Raw genomic sequence first — 16,929 nt, 5'->3', positions numbered from 1 at the left:
TTTGATTTATGCTGCTTTAATCTATCCTTGCCTAGCAGCTTGTCATCTATGCTTTTGCTGCAAACTGCAAAGCTAATGATGCTGCCCCAATCACACCGGCATCATTCCCAAGTTCGGCCAATTTGATTTCAGTACTTTCCGTTACCTGTGGGAAGGTAAATTGAGCAAAGTAGGCAGCAACCCGTTCACGTAAAAATTCACCGGCTGCTGATACGCCTCCACCTAAAACGATACTTGATGGATTTAATGTGTTTCCTAGGTTTCCGCATGCCAACCCAAGGTAGAAGCACACTTTATCAACGACCATCAAGCCAAATGGATCGTTTGCTTGAGCCGCTTCAAAAATATCTTTACTTGAAACATCTTCCCCATTGTCCAGCTGTTGTTTCAATGCCGAGTCGCCAGCATATTCTTCTGCCAACTGTCGAGCAACTCGCACAACACCCGTCGCACTAGAAACCGTTTCTAAACAACCACGTTTGCCGCAAGTACATTCGAACCCTTCAGGATCAACAGTGATATGACCGATTTCTCCGGCACAACCAGCAACCCCATGAAGCAATTGCCCTTCCATGATGATACCGCCGCCAACACCTGTACCTAGTGTGATAAAGATGACATCAGGATTGTTATCCCCTGCCCCTTTCCAACGCTCACCTAAAGCTGCTACATTGGCATCGTTATCGATGGCAAAGGGGATTTTTGTGCCTTTTTCAATCAGTTCTTTGACTGGCTGAAGTGTTTTCCAGTTCAGATTGTAGGCACCTATGACGGTTCCTTTGTCACGGTCGACACTTCCTGGTGTCCCCATACCAATACCGATAAATGCTTCCGGCTGTAAGCCATATAATTCTAGGCGATGATTGATCGATGCCACGATTTCTGGCACGATATGTGAGCCTTCATCAAGAATATTGGTGTCAATACTCCATTTTTGCTGAATCTCGCCTTCGCTCGTTAAAATAGCGAATTTCACAGTTGTTCCGCCTAAATCAATTCCGATGATTTTTTTGTCCATCACTTGTTTTCCTCCCGGCTTTCTTCAATTCGATGCTCCCGCGTAAGAATTCGCCGGGCAGTCAGATATACATCCCGATCTATCAAGCGACTGTCATAAAAGTTTTTCAACTCGATTTGCATCAGTTCTATATCGTAGATCCGCTTGCCGACATATACGTAAACACCAAATTGTTTCAGTAATTGTTGTACGTCATATAACGTTTCCATTTAACCACTTCCTGCTTATTATACAAGTAATTAATATTTTTTAAAACCATATATCACAAAAATAGCCAATAAGAAAACAAAGAGTCCGCCAGAGAGGATTCTGGTGTGGATCGAATATTTTCCATAGTTCTTTGGCAATGCCAAAAGATTCCCTAACAATAACCCACCGAGGATCCCGCCAATGTGTCCCCACATATCAATCGTTTGATCAAACACCCCAAAAACCAGGTTCAATCCAACGAATAGGGCAAATTGCCGTACCATTGCTTGGATGCGGTAATCATTTCTAAAATGCCAACCTAAAATCAAAAATGCCCCGAAAAGCCCGAATAATGAAGTACTAGCGCCTGCTGATTGAACCCCTATTTGGTTGAAAGCAAAACTCATGGTATTGCCCATGATGCCGCTTAGTAAATACAAGGCAAAAAAACGGCTATGACCATAGATGGCTTCTACTTGTTGCCCCATATAATAGAGAATCACAGAGTTGATCGCAAAATGTGCCAACCCGAAATGCAGAAAGATTGGGGTAACGAAACGCCAATATTCATTTAAATAGACGACAAACGGACCAAACATCACCCCGCCTGATTGAATAGAGGGACTAAAATAACCCAAGATAAACACAATAGTTTGGATAGCTAAAAATAGATACGTGAAGATCGGCTGATTCAGCCATCTTTTCATTTGAGAATTCATTGACGTGCTCCTTTACGTGCGAATAAGCGAATCCGTATAGATTTTATCGATTGGAATGTCGAATACATCTGGTGTCCATTGATCGTTGAATTGTTCTCCGAAGACCAAAGAAACGGTCTTGCCATCAAAAGCAGACAAGAAACGATCATAATAGCCGCCGCCAAAGCCGATGCGATAGCCTTTTTTCGAAAAAGCCAAGCCGGGAACAATGAGTAAATCCAAGTGATGGGCTTCTTGCTCACTGATCGGCTCTTCAACCCCAAATGCCGACGTTTCATAACGCGTTACCGGCTCCACATGATAAAACTGCAATTTTTTTTGTTGTGCTTTCGGCACTGCGATTCGTTTGTTTTGTTCAAATCCTTTAGCAAAAATAGCCGCTGTATCAAATTCAAATGGCAACGAACGGATCACTCCTACTGACTTAGCCGTTTGCCAAAGCTGAGAAGAAAACAGCAACTGCAAAATCACCGTTTCTTTCTGCTGCTTTTGTTTGCTCGGCATTTTTTTTAATGTTTGGATCATGTGCTCTCTAATGACTGGTTTTTCCATTGGATCACTCCTCTCAGAAATAGTACCAAAAACTGTGTCCAAATAGCAAACTAGAATCGCAGATTTCTTGGCAAGATCATGACTATCTGCTCATCCTTCTTTACGCCGGATCAGTAAAAAGACAAAGTACGGTGCCCCCACGATAGAAATGATGATACCAGCTGGGATCTCACCGCTTGTCAATAGTAAACGACCGATCGTATCACTTACTAAGACCAGCAGACTGCCGATCATTCCCGCTAAGAAAAAGGCACTGCGAGATTCTCTGCCGATGAGTCCCTTGGCGATATGAGGCGCCAATAAGCCCACAAAGGCTAAATTACCGGTATAGCCAACCGTACTGGCAGCCAAACCAACCGCAATCACTAAAAACCACGTCCGCAACCGTGTCAAAGAAACCCCTAAGCTAATTGCCTGTTCCTCACCAAAACCAAGCAGATTAAGTTTAGGTACGGTCCAGAAAGCTGCGACAGACAATACGATGACCCAAGGAAGCAGACTGGTAATTTGCTGCCACGAGGTTCCCCAGATAGATCCAGAAAGCCATGCTGTTACAAAGCGATAGCGGTCTTTTGATAATTCCACCGTAAAAAGTAAAGTAGCCGCGGCCAACCCTGCATTGACGGCGATTCCCGCCAGCAGCACTCGCTCCATCGACAACAATTGGCGGTGTTTATAGGCAATCAAATAGACCAGTACAGCAGCCAACAAGCCACCGAAGATCCCAACGACAGGTAAAAGCTGCGATCCTTGGGTATAACCCCCTAAGTAGATCATTACAAAGAGACCCGCGCCATTGTTGATTCCTACGATACTTGCATCAGCCAGCTCGTTTCTCGTCACCCCCTGCAAGACAAAACCAGAAAAACCAAAGGCACCGCCGGCGATCAGCGCCAGACAAGCCCGTGGTAGTCGAAACTCAGTAAACGTCAGTACCTGACTCGAAGAAGCCGTACCTTGAAAGATTGCCCCTAATGTCTGAAAGGTTAAGATTGTTTTTCCCACCATGACACTTCCTAAAAAAGCGGCCATCACCAGTAGAAAAAAAACAAAGAGTGTTTTTTTCATCAGTCTTCCCTCCGTATCTTGACCAATAGAAAAGGCACACCGATCAATGCCATCAGTATCCCAAAGGGTGTCTCAAAAGGGGGATTGATCAAGCGACCTGCCAGATCAGCGGCCATCACTAGGGACCCACCTCCAATGATCGTCAAAGGCAAAATTAATTGGTAGTTTTTGCCCACCATCCCCCGCACGACATGAGGAACCATTAAGCCGACAAAGCTGACCGGTCCTACAAGCGAAACCGCCATTCCCGCCAAAACTACGACTAACAGTAAGGCAGATGCCCGAATCAGATGCGGGTGCTTGCCTAATGAAATGACGGTGTCATCTCCTAGTGCTAACAGATTGAGGGCTTTTCCTAGCCGTAGCACAAAAACGATGGCGATCAGATAGATGGGGCCCACAAAACGCAGTTGCTGCCAAGTCACATTCGCCGCACCACCGATAAACCAAAAGGCTATCTCTTGGTTTAAATCAAATTGCAATGACAGAGTTTGACTAATGGCTGAGAAAAAAGAACTTAATGCCACACCAGCCAAAATCAGTCCCGTGGGCGACATGCCTAGTTTGGCGTATCTGGTCAGTAAAAAAAGCAGCCCAGTTGCCGCAAACGCACCAAAAAAGGAAAACAGCGCCGCTTGACTCGGTTGCACACTAGGAAAGAGGATAAATGCGATCGCTAGTCCCAAGGCAGCCCCACTATTGACACCTAAAAGACCACCATCTGCCAAGGGATTTCTCGTAATCCCCTGCATGATGGCTCCTGTAACAGCAAAACAACTTCCTACTAGAAAAGCAGCCAAAACACGTGGCAACCGAATATTGCGCAAGACTTGATGCAGCTGATTCTCATAATCAAAAGCAAAGACGGCATCCCAGATCGTTTCAAAAGAAAGGTCCGCTGCTCCTTGAGTGATCGCTAAAAAGAAACAGATAATAAAGCAGCCACTAAAAAGCAGCAGCAGCCAAGGAAACTTTTTCATATCTGCGCTCCTAACTCATAGGTCAAGACCAGCGGCTTTGTACTATTAGGAAAGGTACCTAACACGGCATCGATCTCAAACAAACGCTGCAGCCATTCTTTGGTCAGCACCGTTTCCGGTGTACCGGAAACCAAAAGCTCTCCACCTTTTAATGCGTAAATATAATCAGAAAAACGTGACGCATGATTCAGGTCATGAATCGACATAATGATCGTTTTCCCATAGGTTTTATTGATTTGCTGTAATAAGAGCAAAATTTCTAATTGATGCGCAGGATCTAAAAAGGTTGTTGGTTCATCTAAAATCACGATATCCGTATCTTGCGCCAGTGCCATGGCGATCCAAACGCGCTGCTTTTGCCCCCCTGACAGCGTACTGATCACTTCTTCTGCTAATGCCGTCAAACCAGTTGCTTGCAAAGACCAGTCGATCGCTGCAAGATCTTGTTCCGATAGACTATTCAGTCCTTTTTGATAGGGAAAACGACCGTAAGAAACAATTTCGCGAATCGTCAAGCCAATCGATGAGTCGCTAACTTGTGAAAGCAGCGCAATCTTTTTAGCCACTTCTTTGGTTTTGATGTTCTGGAGGTTTTGTGTATCTAATAGGACCTCACCAGACAAAGGCTGTAAAATTCGGGCGAGTGCCTTTAAAAATGTCGATTTTCCACTGCCGTTCGGACCAATCAAGCCGATGATTTTCCCTTCTGGAATCTCAATTGTTAGATCTTGCACAATTTTTTGTTTTTGATAGCCGACACTCAAGTCAACTGTTCGTAATTTCGCCATATTCGTCCCCAAAATAATTGATTGATAATGCTTATCAATTATGAATGTAATCCTACTATTCGTCAATAGTTCTAAAAAAAGGAAATAAAAAAATAAGATTGACAAATCAGCGTTTCTCCGTAATAATAGCAATCAGCAAATGAGAATTATTCTCAATTAAAATGATAAGTGCTCATCTTTTAACAAAGGAGGAAGTTTTTCTATGAAACAATGGTCAAAAAGAAGTACTTGGCTTACCCTGCTAGCAGCCTGCTCCCTTACCCTACTGGGTGCTTGCGGTACGAATAATGACTCAACGGATAGCAGTGGAAAAGCCACTACTTCTTCAGAAATAGCAACAACCTTTACCGATGCGATGGGAAATGAAGTCACTGTTCCCGAAAACCCACAACGGGTGATCGGTAGTTACTTGGAAGATTATTTGGTCGCTTTAGGGGTAATCCCGGTTGCTCAATGGACAGTCGGCAATGACAGTGATCAAGCATACTTGCAAGACAAACTAGCAGATGTGCCAAGAATCAACTATGATCTGCCCTATGAAGATGTCTTGAGCTTTGAGCCAGACCTACTGCTGATGGATAGCAATTCCATGGTGGAAGGCGATAAATATGATCAGTACAGTAAGATCGCGCCGACCTATGTGGTCACAAATGGCGAGGAAGTAACCTGGCGTGAACGTCTGACAGATATCGCAAAGGTCTTACACAAAGAAGAGGAAGCTGCCCAAGTAGAAGCTGATTATGATGACTTAGTCGCTACTACCAAGGAAACGTACGCTGATCAAATCCAAGGCAAGTCGATTGCTGTTTTATGGGTGGTCAATAATTCTGTCTTCATGGTTTCAGAAACAAAATCAAGTGGTCAACTGCTGTATCACGAACTCGGTTTTGAAGTTCCCTCGCTTGTTTCAGAAATCAGTGAAAGTGCCACTGCTGACTGGTCTGCCGTTTCTCTGGAAAAATTGGCAGAATTGGATGCCGATTACTTGATTTTAGTGAATAGTGATAAAGGCGCTGATTTTTTCAGCGAACAAGTCTGGCAAAATCTTGATGCAGTCAAAAACAATCATTTATGGGAATTTGGTCCTGAATCAAGCTGGCTCTACAACGGTCCGATCGCCTATACCAAAATGATCGAAGATATCCAGAGCAAATTGGACTAATACGTTTCAAGTAATTCGTCAAGTAAAACTACTTAACAAATTTCAGGAAAAAGCTAGCATTCCCGCACAAAACATGCTATTATATTTTAGTCTGAGAGATTTCTTAGAGGATTCTTGTATCGTTAGGGGGGAAAATCATGCGCGTAAACATCACATTAGAGTGCACTTCTTGTAAAGAACGCAACTACTTATCAAACAAAAACAAACGTAACAATCCTGATCGTTTGGAAAAGAAAAAATATTGCCCACGTGAAAGAAAAGTTACTTTACACCGCGAAACAAAATAATGCTATTTAAGAAGTTCGCAAACGCTGATAACCAAGGCGTTTGCGAACTTCTTTTTTTTCAGACATTTTGCAATGATAGCTGCTGCATTTTTATTTCCCTCTTTACACAACCACTCCCCTATTTTCACTTATTTGCTTTGAACTTTTGAGCCAACTTTTTCTTTGAAGCGACGTATAAATAAATTTTAATGTATAATGTAAAAAAGAAACTAATGTTCAACAAAGGCGGCACATAGAACATGAACTAGCTTTTTCTTCTAGCTGTCCTTTCAATATACTTTGAGTGCCAGTCGATCCTTTCATGCTATACTGCCTACAGGAGGTGAACCCATGCTTGGCAATTTTACGTATCTACCTAGTAACTATCGTCTGTTTTATGGCGCTTTTCTTTTTGCTCTTATTGGAAATATGCTTTTCATTTTCATTAAACACCCTGCTTGGACCTTTAGCTTACCGACAGTGATTATCCTCTTCTTAATAAATGTCTTCTTTTGGACAAAATACAAGAAGAAAGTTATTCCTTGCACAACTGATGCACTGTTTTATGTTCTGCTCTTCCTATTGGTATTTTACAATCACTAACATAATGCTTATTTTGATACTAATTGTTTCTCTTTCCCCTATTTCGTCATAACGAAGGAGTGTTGATGCGATGGAGATTTCCCATATCACGTTGATCGTACAGAATTTAGCAAAGACGACAACGATGCTGGAAACATTGTTTGAAGCAGAGGAAATTTATGATAGCCGAGACCAGCCCCATTCTTACTTCCCAGAAAAATTCTTTTTGATCGATGGCTTATGGCTTGCTGTTATGGAGGATGCCTCCCAGAAGCTGCCGAAAACGTATAACCATATTGCCTTTAAAATCGATCAAACTCAAATCGATTCCTTGATTACGCGCATCCAAGGACTAGGATTGAAGATCGAAAAAGATCGTTCTCGTATCAAAGGCGAAGGTGCTTCCATTTATTTTTACGATGATGACAATCATTTGTTTGAACTACACACTGGTACGTTGGCTGAACGGTTGCACCATTACCGTCTGACAGAAACGAGGTAATCTTCATTGCTAGCAACTGCATTGACTGTTATGGAAAGAATTCCCACAAGAAAGGAAGAAAACAATGAAACTAGATATGGTTGGTATTATCACAAAAAACATGGAACAGGCACTGGCTTTTTATCAAGTACTTGGCTTCACACCATTAGGTCAGCACTCAGAAGATTATATGGAATTAGCAAACGACGGGGTTCGCATCTCCTTGAATAGCCGCAAAATGGTTGCCGGAATCTATGGGCATTCACCAATGACTGTGGGAGATACGATTGAATTAGCCTTTTTATGTGATTCCCCTGAAGAGGTTGATGCCCTTCATGCAAAAGTCGTAGCTGCCGGGTATCAGTCTTTCAAAGAACCTTGGTGTGCCTTTTGGGGGCAACGCTATGCCATCGTCAAAGATATAGACGGCAATCTCTTAAGTTTGTTTGCAATGCTACCTGCCGAAAATTGATTTAAGCTACGACAGTCGGTCCAATGGATCGGCTGTTTTTTTAATCACACCTTCGGGTAAAAAGACAAAATCACGTTTTTATGTCCAATCGGATTCTGATAACCTGAAATGAATGTATCCCTTATAAAACAACGTTTCCCATCATTATAAACCAAAAATAATCTCTCTATAAAAAAACAAATCCACCCATCCGCTCCTGTTCGCTTGACAAAAAAGAACAAACGTTCGTATAATCTCGGTAAGGAGTGATAAAAATGGGTGGTTTTAATTATGCGCTCGAGCCAAAACGCGATATCTTATTTATCGATGTCAAAAGTTTTTATGCTTCTGTCGAATGCATCTCGCGCGGATTAGACCCTATCCAAGCGATGCTGGTCGTCATGTCTCATTCTGACAATACTGGAAACGGCTTAATCTTAGCGGCTTCCCCAAAGGCAAAATCGGCTTTAGGAATTTCAAATGTGACCCGCAATGACAATCTGCCGACGCATCCCGATTTGTACAAAGCATCGCCACGTATGAGTTTTTATATCAAAGAAAACACCAAAGTCAATGATGTCTTTCGCAAATATGTTGGACAAGATGATTTGCTGCTCTATTCAATCGACGAAACGATGATGGATCTGACTCGTACACTGGATCTTTTCATTCCTGATAACACGATTTCTCGCGAAGAAAAACGTTGGCTGATTGCCCAGCAAATTCAAAAAGACATTTACGAAACAACGAAATTGTATGTCACCATCGGTATTGGTGACAATCCTTTGTTAGCAAAACTAGCTTTAGATAACGAATCCAAACACAACCGTTCCTTGATTGCCGAATGGACCTACGAAGATGTCCCGACAAAAGTTTGGCAAATCAGCCCCATGACTGAGTTTTGGGGAATCGGTCGACGCACAGAAAAACGACTTCACTTGATGGGGATTGAATCTATTGAACAATTGGCTCATGCCAGTCCTGATCTTTTGCGCAGTCGCATGGGAATCATTGGTGAGCAGCTCTACCATCACGCTCACGGCATTGACCGCACCATTTTAGCCGAACCGACACCGCAGGTCATGGAAAAAAGCTACGGCAATAGTCAGGTCCTACATCGCAATTATTATTTACAAGAAGAAATCGAGATCGTCATCAAGGAAATGGCAGAGCAAGTTGCCGCTCGAATTCGCCGCCATCATTGTCAGACCGCTTGTATCAATGTTTACATCGGCGTAGCCTTTGGTGAAACTGCCTCTGGCTTTTCCCGACAAATGAAAATCCCGCCAACTGACAATACACGTAAGCTTGTTGCTCATTGCCTATTTCTCTTTCGAAAATTTTATACCGGGCAAGTCGTTCGCCACATCGGTATCACCTATTCAAAATTGGTTTATACAGAAAATGTCCAGCTGGATCTTTTTGAGCAAGCAGAAACGCAATTACGCCAGCGTAAATTAGATTTGATCATCGATAAGATTCGTGAGAAATACGGCTTCACTTCGATCGTTCATGCCACAAGCCGAATGGAAGGCGCTCGTGCCATTGCACGCAGCAAATTAGTCGGTGGTCACGCTGGTGGTCTAGATGGGATCGCCAACATAGGACCTGTCCATCAGCAAAAAGAAAAAGAACCGTTTGCTGATGGTTCAAAAAATACTGGCACTTGACTCGTTTTTCTTTCCTTTTCGATGACAAATCTTAAGATAACATTAACAAACGATCCATTTTTTAAAGATTTATGTAATTTCGAGGCCCCCATCTCCCCCTTTACTTCTTTCTAAGGTACTTTAATAGCAAGGAGTGTGAGCAGATGAAAATTGACAAAATCGAATACAAACGAGTCATCAATGGTGCGGGACACCTTGAGTACGATTTGCTGCAATATTTAGAAAAGAATCGGGCGACTGCTGCACAAAACCTGAAACAGTCTGAGATCGATTACCTTCTGGAAAAAGATATTCAGCATCGGATCATTCAACATGCTCGTAAGAGTTTCTTTGGCGATACAATCGTTTTAAAGGATGAATATGCCGAAGATTATCTTTTATTAAAAAAGTATACGGATATGTTCCAAGAAACATTCTAAAAAAAAACGCAGAACCAACTGGTTCTGCGTTTTTCTTATTCTTCGAAATGTTCTTGATAAACATCATCAACCGTTTGATTTGGGTCGATCACGATATACAGACTCTTCGTTTTTTCACTGATTTTTGTTGATTGGTATACATTATCCAATCCTTCCGTATCTTTGTCCTTGTATGGGAAATAAACAAGATCCGGTGTACCGTTACGGTAAAGAATTTCCATCCGTTCAATATCTTCATATTTCAACGCACGAGCAAACATCCCTAATTCAAGTCCGCCTAAGTTGATGTCATGTGTTGCCACATGATCGCCTTCTTGAAAGATTTCAATTTTGAACCCAGCACATGGATGAATCTCAACGAATTCGCTTCCGTGGATACGGCCAAAACTGGTCGTGATTTGTTTGATCCATAAGTCACCGATGTAACGGCGCTCGATCGTCCATGTTTCTCCATTACGGAAATAAAATTTTAAAGCTTTCATTTCTCTAGCCATGACAAAACGCTCCTTTTTATTAATAATACATTTTAATTCTAACACATAGTCGCTACTGGGACACAAATTAACTTTGGTTTTCGTTGACTTTTTTCATAAACCGAGAGATTTCCACCGCCGCTCGTTGATGAGTCCCTTTAGCAATGAGTTGTTGCGCCCCATCGGTCACCTGATAATCAAACTGGAATCCTTGTTCTTTTTCCCATTGTATAAAAACTGTGATTGTCGCTCCGACTGGTGAAGGTTTCAAATGATCGATCGAAAACTTTGTACCAACGGTGGTAAACCCTTTATCTAAAGTAGGCTCAAGTGCTTCCCAACAGGTGTTTTCCACCATTGCGACCAGTCGAGGGGTTGCTAAAACCGCTAAACCGCCAGAACCCAAAACAGCCGCAGTGTCTTGAAGGTCAACGAGAAAGTCTTTTTTGCTTTCCATTCTTCAGTTATCCCTCCTTCGCTAAATATGCTTGGGCAAACGCCAATAGTGCTTCTTTTTCATTAGGGATTTTTCGTGTGATGACTGCAGCTTCAGCAGCGGCCAAGACTTCTTTGAGCCACGGACCAGAAGAACGATCAACTGTCTGCAGTAAATCACGTCCATTGATCGCCAGCTCCTTCAGTGAATGGATCGGTAGCTGCTGATAGCGTTGACTGATTTTTGCTGGATCATTGGGCAGCTTGTCATAACTCAATAATCCTTCAGCTAAACAGGTTGCTTCTAAACCGAACTGATACAACAGCAGATCGTTCCATTCGCCGTTTCGACGCATTAGCAGTGCTTGATAGACCGTTTGTACTTGGCGGATGCAGTCATTCGAACATTTCCAAGCTTTTAAAAAGCTGCGGACTGCCTCAGGAGCTAAACCGATTTGGTCAATGAGCAATACCCAAGCCGTCGTTTCGTTTTCTAATGGGATCGCTGGCAGGTCTGCCATCCGCAGTAACGCCTCACCGTATTCCCGCAAGCCTGGGCAATAGATATAGCATTCGGTTTCTACTAGTGCTCGTAGTGCTTGGTTCCGATGATTGCCTAACAGCAATTTCACGAATTCAATCATGATCCGTTCAACAGAGATTTTCCCCAACAAGGCATGATTCGCATGGATAGCAGCCAATGTTTCTGTTTCTAAAACAAAGCCCAATTGACTGACAAAACGCAGCCCCCGCATCATTCGTAGGGCATCCTCATGGAAACGTTCCTGCGGGTGACCCACTGCTCGTAAAATCTGATTGTCGATATCTGCAAGTCCATCGAAAAGATCAATGATGACCCCATCTTCTTGAAGTGCCAATGCATTGATGGTAAAATCCCGCCGCTTTAGATCTTCTTTCAAGGAACGGACAAAATCAACTTTGTCAGGTCTGCGATAATCCTGATAGGCGGCTTCGGTTCGAAAGGTGGTAATCTCATATTGCGCCTGTTCCCACAAGACCAGCACCGTCCCATGCTCGATACCAATGTCAATGGTTCGAGGAAAAAGCGCCTTGATTTCGGCTGGAAACGCACTGGTAGCAATATCGACATCATGGATCGGCTGGCCTAAAATCGTATCCCGCACGCTGCCGCCAACAAAGTATGCTTCATAGCCCGCGGCTTCGATTTTTTTTAGGAGTGGCGCAGCTTCTGCAAATTCTTTTGGTAGTTTAGTCAGCTTCATGTACTTTCCCATCTTTTCTTTCAAAACGATACGCATCCCGCTGATTGAATTTTGCCATATTTTCCTCAAACACTTCAGTCAGGTCGATGTCTAGTGAATTGGCCATGATCATCGTCACAAAGAGTACATCGCCCAGTTCTTCTGCCACTGTCTTTTCAACTTCATCGCTTTTTTTATTTTTTTCCCCGTAATAGTGATTTACTTCTCGCGCCAATTCGCCAACTTCTTCAGTCAAACGAGCCATTTGGGCGAGGGGGCTGAAATAGCCAGTTTTAAATTGTTGAATATAGGCATCGACTTCTTCTTGCATCGATGCCAAGGAACGTTTATCTGTCATCTTCTTCACCCTTTCTCGTTTATCTTACCAAAAGAATGGCTGCCTGCCTAGATAGAGCCCCCCTCAGGATTTGTTGTACATTCAATGATTTCGTGCTACATTGATACTTGTGGAAGTTGAATAACGGAGGAAACAGGATGCGGGCATTTTTTTCATGGCGAACGATTCGCGACATTGTTTTGATTATTTTCGGTACGAGTATTTATGGCTTCGGTCTAGTCTATTTAAATATCCCAAATGACTTAGCAGAAGGCGGTGTGACAGGGATCACCTTGATCCTGCGAGCCTTATGGGGAATCAATCCTGCCATTAGTACATTGATCTTAAATATTCCGATCATTTTGATCGGTGGCAAAATTCTTGGTCGACGCTCATTAGTGTATACGATTTTAGGAACCTTTGGTTTGTCTTTTTGGTTGGCATTTTGGCAGAGTGTTCCCCTGTTGATCGATCTACAGCATGATCTACTGATCGTCGCACTCTTGGCTGGTTTGATTGCAGGGATCGGTAGTGGGATCGTCTACAAAGTCGGTGGAACAACAGGTGGCGTCGATGTACTGGCGCGCATTTTAGAGAAAAACTTTGGGGTGACGATCGGGCGGTCGCTTTTGATCTTTGATGTGTTCGTCCTGTTGCTTTCTTTGACCTATATAGATTTGAACCGCATGATGTATACCTTGATTTTTTCTTATGTCTTCACTCGTGTGATCGATTCGATCTTAGACGGCGGCTATTCAGCCAAAGGGATTTTAGTGATCAGCAATCACAGCGAAGAGATAGCTCCTGTTTTAATGGATGAATTGGAACGCGGTGTCACGTTTTTACAGGGCGAAGGGGCTTACTCAAGAGTATCGAAACAAATCATTTATATGGTGGTCAGCGGACGGGAGATTTCTGAAGTCAAGCGCATTGTTCATGACTTTGATCCGCAAGCGTTTGTTTCTGTCATCAATGTCCATGAAGTCGAAGGCGAAGGCTTTACTTACTTAAGACCTAAGTCACGGTTCTTACAGCGCAAAGCAGCGGTCTCTAAAACAAAATAAAGACTAAAAAAGCAGTCCCGGTTAAAGGACTGCTTTTTTATTTGTCAGCGGCTTTTTTCTTTTTGTTGGAGCAAGTGCCGATTTACTTCATCGGAAAGTTCTAAGAAGGCATCACGATCCCCATTTTCCAATGCTAGATCGATCTGCCGATACAAGGTATCAATTTTGGTTTTTGCTTCTTCTTTTTCAAGGTACTGGGTAACATGTTGGGTCATTTCTTGATCCAAGTGGTCGTTCCAACGTTCATAAGGATTGTCTTCTAAAACTGCTAAATAAAAGGATTGCGACCAAGAATCTGGAAAGAGACATTCAAGATACAAGGGTTGTTTCCAATTCATGCGAATCTCGTGAAAAATCTGATCAATGTCATAAAAGGTCTGTCCTTCGATACTCAAGACAAAGGGTTCGCCTCCAACTTCCGTACTGCGGACACTTAAGCCCCGTTTGGCTGCGGCTGCCCCTTCTACAAAATGAACATTGGTCAAGATCGCTTCATGGTTCGCCAGATAGTTTAACACCCAAGAGACTTCTCGGCGGCTGAAGGAAACGGTCGAAACTAACCAATTAAGAAACTTTTTCTTTTCTTGTACATTGATGTTCATTTCTCTCACCTATCTTTCTAATAAGTCCTCCACGATCGACTGTACTTCTAAATCACCTGGTTCGTGTGCCAAATAATGTTGTAGCAAATGAAGAGCTTCAGGTAAACGCCCTTCTTCACGTAAGAAAATGCCATATTCCTTCATAAACGCCGGTTCATGGTGCAAATCAGCATTGGCTTCTTCGTAATATTTTGCTGCTTTGTCAAAATCTTCTAACGCATTGAAGGCTTGCGCTAGATTCCATAAAGCGTGAGGCTGTTCATTGTCTTCCATTCGCTCGATCGCCAAGATCGCTTCTTGCCAACGCTCTTCATTCAAGTATAAATTACTTAAAGTCAGTAATGTATCCTCTTCTTTTTCACCAGTTTCCAGTGCTTTAAGTAAAAATGACTCGGCTGCTTCACTGTCATGAAGTCGGTAAGCATTCTCGGCAGCAAAATGATAGAAATCCACTTGATATGGATCTTCATGAATCCCTTCTTCGATCACACGTTGCGCTTCTTCCAGCTGTTCTTCTTCTTGCAATGCTTCAGCCAAATAAAGATACAAGGCCCGGTATTGGGGATTCATGACCCGCAACTGCTGCAAGTAGCGAATCGCTTGTTCATTTTCCTTCAGCTGCAAATAGACTAAAGCCGTTTGAAAGAGACGCTCGTCCGTCTGTTCGTCTTCTAAGCTTGCTTCAAAATATTCCAACGCCTCTTCAAACTTACCTGCCATACTCAATGAAGTTCCGGTCCGTTCAACGATCGAAATCCCCGAAATATCCGTAATATCTTCTTCCAGCAATCCTTGATAAAGGTCAACAGCTTCTTGATAGCGATCCGTTGAAAAAGCTAACTCAGCTAAGGCAAAACGAATCAAGGGTTCCTCTGGCACAAGGCTTTGCGCTTCTTTTAATTTGGCTTCGCTGACTTCCGGAATACCGATCAGTTGATAGAGATCCGCACTCAATAACAAGGCTTGCAGATAAGCTTCACTCGTTGGTGGTATTTGATCGATATAGGTGAAGGCTGTTTCAATCTGGTCTTCTTCCATCGCAATTTCCGCTAAAGGAAGCAGCAAAGCTTCATTTTCAGGATGCCGCTGCTGCAAGGTTTCAAATAACGTTTTCGCCTCTTCTAAAAAACCGATCTGCAGTAATTCATCGCCTAAAGCGCCAAGTGTCTCATCATCATCTTTTTGCAGAGCTTCGGTAAAATTCAATTGTGCTTCAGCCAGTTCTTCCGCGGCTAATGCTTTTAACATTTTTTCACTATATGTTTCCATTTAAACCCCTCGAATCTCATTGATTAATCGCTGATAAGTCTCCATCGTCTGGACGAGATCTTTTTCCTCGATTTTCGTTCTGCCCCCTATTGTACCAACTTTTGCCAAAAATAACAGTTTTTTTTCTTTTTGCTGCAATTCTAGTACATGACTGAAATATTCGCTTAATGAAAAAGACTCGGGCAATTCGATGGGAAAGCCTAATCGGGCAAGCCATTGGCAGAACACGGGCAGATCGACAGTCAATTGCTGCTGCTGGACGGTCCACATAAAATGAAACAAAAAGCCAAAGAATAATTTCATCGCATCAGACAGCAAGTGCCCATTTTCCGTTCGATAAGCAGCATCAGCAAAGAGTTGGCCAAACTCCTCCAATTCGCTGCCTGATTGCTGGTATAGTTGGATCAACCGATCGGTATACGCAGCCAACGAATGTCTCATCAACGCCTGATGACTGGGATAGGTTCGATAAAGCTCTTTTAAAAACTCACTATCGGCAAGCACGCCACAACGAATCAGAGTCAAAAAATCGACCAATTTCCCATCGATCTGTTTTTCTGCGATCGTCTGATCGTAAATAACAAATTCGGGTGTATTAGGATTTTCCAGCATCGGGATATCTGGCTTTTTCACAACGATCGCTGTTTCTTTCACACTTTTAGCTAAGGCCCGCAAGGAAACGGGAATCAGCCAAAGCTGTGTCGATAGGACCGAAGTCGCATGGATAAAACTGCTCAGTGCCAATACACCTTCATTCCCAAACCCGACGATCAACAAGGACTCTTGCTTTGAAAAGCGACCGAAGAAATCCATCGCGGCCTTAAATTCACTAAAGTTGTTGCAATACATTTGGTTGGTACAAATATACCAATTGACCTCGCGCGGCAAAAACAGGCGGGTTACTTTTTCTGAAAAGCGGTCATAATAACGCTGATTCGTCAAAATGATCACCTGCTGCGGCTCGATCGACTGTCCTTTCATGACCGATGCCAATGTTTCCCCGTAAGAAATCTGGGTTTCTTGCTCATTTCTGTAAAAAACAGCTTCCATCGGCTCACTCCTTTGTTGCTACTACTTACTATTATAGCAAGAAGCCGTTGAAACACCTACTAAATCGCTAACCATTAGGAAGTATTTTCGCCGATTTGTCCCATGATTCTATGCCAAAAAGCAAAAAACAT

General features: G+C 42.9%; 22 protein-coding genes. 8 read left to right on the top strand and 14 right to left on the bottom strand.

The genetic code is table 11. The features are described 5' to 3' along the window. Positions 1 to 46: 46 nt before the first annotated feature. From IGK63_RS05240 to IGK63_RS05210, 7 genes are all read right to left on the bottom strand, one after another. Entirely contained in the window at positions 47 to 1,018 is a 972-nt protein-coding gene (locus tag IGK63_RS05240) for an ROK family glucokinase (protein WP_005229395.1), read from the bottom strand. Further along, on the bottom strand, positions 1,018 to 1,227 hold the full coding sequence (locus IGK63_RS05235) for a YqgQ family protein (protein WP_005229394.1): 210 nt from the start codon (positions 1,225 to 1,227) through the stop codon (positions 1,018 to 1,020). The genes IGK63_RS05240 and IGK63_RS05235 overlap by 1 nt, the downstream gene beginning before the upstream one ends. A 30-nt stretch (positions 1,228 to 1,257) precedes the next feature. Continuing rightward, a complete protein-coding gene (locus tag IGK63_RS05230) occupies positions 1,258 to 1,926 on the bottom strand; it encodes a rhomboid family intramembrane serine protease (RefSeq protein WP_005237037.1) in 669 nt (222 codons plus the stop codon). A gap of 12 nt (positions 1,927 to 1,938) precedes the next feature. Continuing rightward, positions 1,939 to 2,478: a 5-formyltetrahydrofolate cyclo-ligase gene (locus IGK63_RS05225; RefSeq protein ID WP_016613156.1), complete on the bottom strand. Its 540-nt coding sequence runs from the start codon at positions 2,476 to 2,478 to the stop codon at positions 1,939 to 1,941. A gap of 90 nt (positions 2,479 to 2,568) precedes the next feature. After that, positions 2,569 to 3,546 carry a FecCD family ABC transporter permease gene (locus tag IGK63_RS05220; RefSeq protein ID WP_016613155.1) on the bottom strand — a complete coding sequence of 326 codons (978 nt, stop codon included), beginning with the start codon at positions 3,544 to 3,546 and terminating at the stop codon, positions 2,569 to 2,571. Then, a complete protein-coding gene (locus tag IGK63_RS05215; RefSeq protein ID WP_016613154.1) occupies positions 3,546 to 4,526 on the bottom strand; it encodes a FecCD family ABC transporter permease in 981 nt (326 codons plus the stop codon). Before IGK63_RS05215 ends, IGK63_RS05220 begins: the two co-directional genes overlap by 1 nt. After that, complete coding sequence (locus IGK63_RS05210; RefSeq protein ID WP_005237041.1) at positions 4,523 to 5,314, bottom strand: ABC transporter ATP-binding protein; 792 nt, start codon at positions 5,312 to 5,314, stop codon at positions 4,523 to 4,525. Before IGK63_RS05210 ends, IGK63_RS05215 begins: the two co-directional genes overlap by 4 nt. Positions 5,315 to 5,516: 202 nt before the next feature. On the opposite strand from IGK63_RS05210, the gene IGK63_RS05205 reads away from it, so the two are divergent. The 7 genes from IGK63_RS05205 (at position 5,517) to IGK63_RS05175 (ending at position 10,345) form a co-directional block, all read left to right on the top strand. After that, on the top strand, positions 5,517 to 6,476 hold the full coding sequence (locus IGK63_RS05205; protein WP_016613153.1) for an ABC transporter substrate-binding protein: 960 nt from the start codon (positions 5,517 to 5,519) through the stop codon (positions 6,474 to 6,476). 137 nt (positions 6,477 to 6,613) lie between these two features. Beyond that, positions 6,614 to 6,763 carry a 50S ribosomal protein L33 gene (gene rpmG, locus IGK63_RS05200; RefSeq protein WP_005229384.1) on the top strand — a complete coding sequence of 50 codons (150 nt, stop codon included), beginning with the start codon at positions 6,614 to 6,616 and terminating at the stop codon, positions 6,761 to 6,763. A gap of 330 nt (positions 6,764 to 7,093) precedes the next feature. After that, complete coding sequence (locus IGK63_RS05195; protein WP_005237045.1) at positions 7,094 to 7,345, top strand: hypothetical protein; 252 nt, start codon at positions 7,094 to 7,096, stop codon at positions 7,343 to 7,345. A gap of 70 nt (positions 7,346 to 7,415) precedes the next feature. Continuing rightward, positions 7,416 to 7,826: a FosX/FosE/FosI family fosfomycin resistance hydrolase gene (gene fosX, locus IGK63_RS05190; RefSeq protein WP_008381069.1), complete on the top strand. Its 411-nt coding sequence runs from the start codon at positions 7,416 to 7,418 to the stop codon at positions 7,824 to 7,826. Between the two features lie 64 nt (positions 7,827 to 7,890). Continuing rightward, positions 7,891 to 8,277: a VOC family protein gene (locus tag IGK63_RS05185; RefSeq protein ID WP_008381067.1), complete on the top strand. Its 387-nt coding sequence runs from the start codon at positions 7,891 to 7,893 to the stop codon at positions 8,275 to 8,277. Positions 8,278 to 8,531: 254 nt separating this feature from the next. After that, entirely contained in the window at positions 8,532 to 9,926 is a 1,395-nt protein-coding gene (locus IGK63_RS05180) for a Y-family DNA polymerase (RefSeq protein ID WP_016613094.1), read from the top strand. A gap of 143 nt (positions 9,927 to 10,069) precedes the next feature. Then, positions 10,070 to 10,345, top strand: coding sequence for a hypothetical protein (locus IGK63_RS05175; protein WP_008381063.1), 276 nt, complete (start codon positions 10,070 to 10,072; stop codon positions 10,343 to 10,345). A 35-nt stretch (positions 10,346 to 10,380) separates the two neighbouring features. On the opposite strand, the gene IGK63_RS05170 is transcribed toward IGK63_RS05175, so the two are convergent. The 4 genes from IGK63_RS05170 to IGK63_RS05155 form a co-directional block, all read right to left on the bottom strand. Further along, positions 10,381 to 10,839 (bottom strand): hypothetical protein, encoded by a 459-nt coding sequence (locus IGK63_RS05170; protein ID WP_008381061.1) that lies wholly within the window; start codon positions 10,837 to 10,839, stop codon positions 10,381 to 10,383. A gap of 67 nt (positions 10,840 to 10,906) precedes the next feature. Continuing rightward, the gene (locus tag IGK63_RS05165; RefSeq protein WP_016613092.1) at positions 10,907 to 11,275 is read right to left on the bottom strand and encodes a thioesterase family protein; all 369 of its coding nucleotides are present in this window, start codon (positions 11,273 to 11,275) and stop codon (positions 10,907 to 10,909) included. Between the two features lie 7 nt (positions 11,276 to 11,282). Next, positions 11,283 to 12,497 carry a CCA tRNA nucleotidyltransferase gene (locus IGK63_RS05160; RefSeq protein ID WP_016613091.1) on the bottom strand — a complete coding sequence of 405 codons (1,215 nt, stop codon included), beginning with the start codon at positions 12,495 to 12,497 and terminating at the stop codon, positions 11,283 to 11,285. Next, positions 12,484 to 12,834, bottom strand: coding sequence for a nucleotide pyrophosphohydrolase (locus IGK63_RS05155; RefSeq protein ID WP_008381054.1), 351 nt, complete (start codon positions 12,832 to 12,834; stop codon positions 12,484 to 12,486). Before IGK63_RS05155 ends, IGK63_RS05160 begins: the two co-directional genes overlap by 14 nt. 137 nt (positions 12,835 to 12,971) lie before the next feature. Between IGK63_RS05155 and IGK63_RS05150 the strand changes: the two genes are divergently transcribed. Further along, a complete protein-coding gene (locus IGK63_RS05150) occupies positions 12,972 to 13,877 on the top strand; it encodes a YitT family protein (RefSeq protein WP_005237068.1) in 906 nt (301 codons plus the stop codon). 44 nt (positions 13,878 to 13,921) lie between these two features. Here the strand turns inward: IGK63_RS05150 and IGK63_RS05145 are convergent, their stop codons facing one another. Genes IGK63_RS05145 through IGK63_RS05135 form a run of 3 tightly spaced genes read right to left on the bottom strand, consistent with a single transcriptional unit; the run spans position 13,922 to position 16,798 of the window. Continuing rightward, positions 13,922 to 14,479, bottom strand: a complete 558-nt coding sequence (locus IGK63_RS05145) for a YpiB family protein (protein WP_034872191.1) — start codon at positions 14,477 to 14,479, stop codon at positions 13,922 to 13,924. A 9-nt stretch (positions 14,480 to 14,488) separates the two neighbouring features. Beyond that, positions 14,489 to 15,748: a tetratricopeptide repeat protein gene (locus tag IGK63_RS05140; RefSeq protein WP_016613089.1), complete on the bottom strand. Its 1,260-nt coding sequence runs from the start codon at positions 15,746 to 15,748 to the stop codon at positions 14,489 to 14,491. Next, positions 15,749 to 16,798, bottom strand: coding sequence for a hypothetical protein (locus tag IGK63_RS05135; RefSeq protein WP_016613088.1), 1,050 nt, complete (start codon positions 16,796 to 16,798; stop codon positions 15,749 to 15,751). Positions 16,799 to 16,929 lie beyond the last annotated feature (131 nt).

The sequence above is a fragment of the Enterococcus sp. AZ040 genome (assembly GCF_050499185.1).
In the GTDB taxonomy this organism is placed as follows: Bacteria; Bacillota; Bacilli; order Lactobacillales; family Enterococcaceae; genus Enterococcus_D; species Enterococcus_D entomosocium.
Note: the sequence above shows the minus strand (reverse complement) of the source record. Positions and strands in the feature narration are given on the sequence as shown.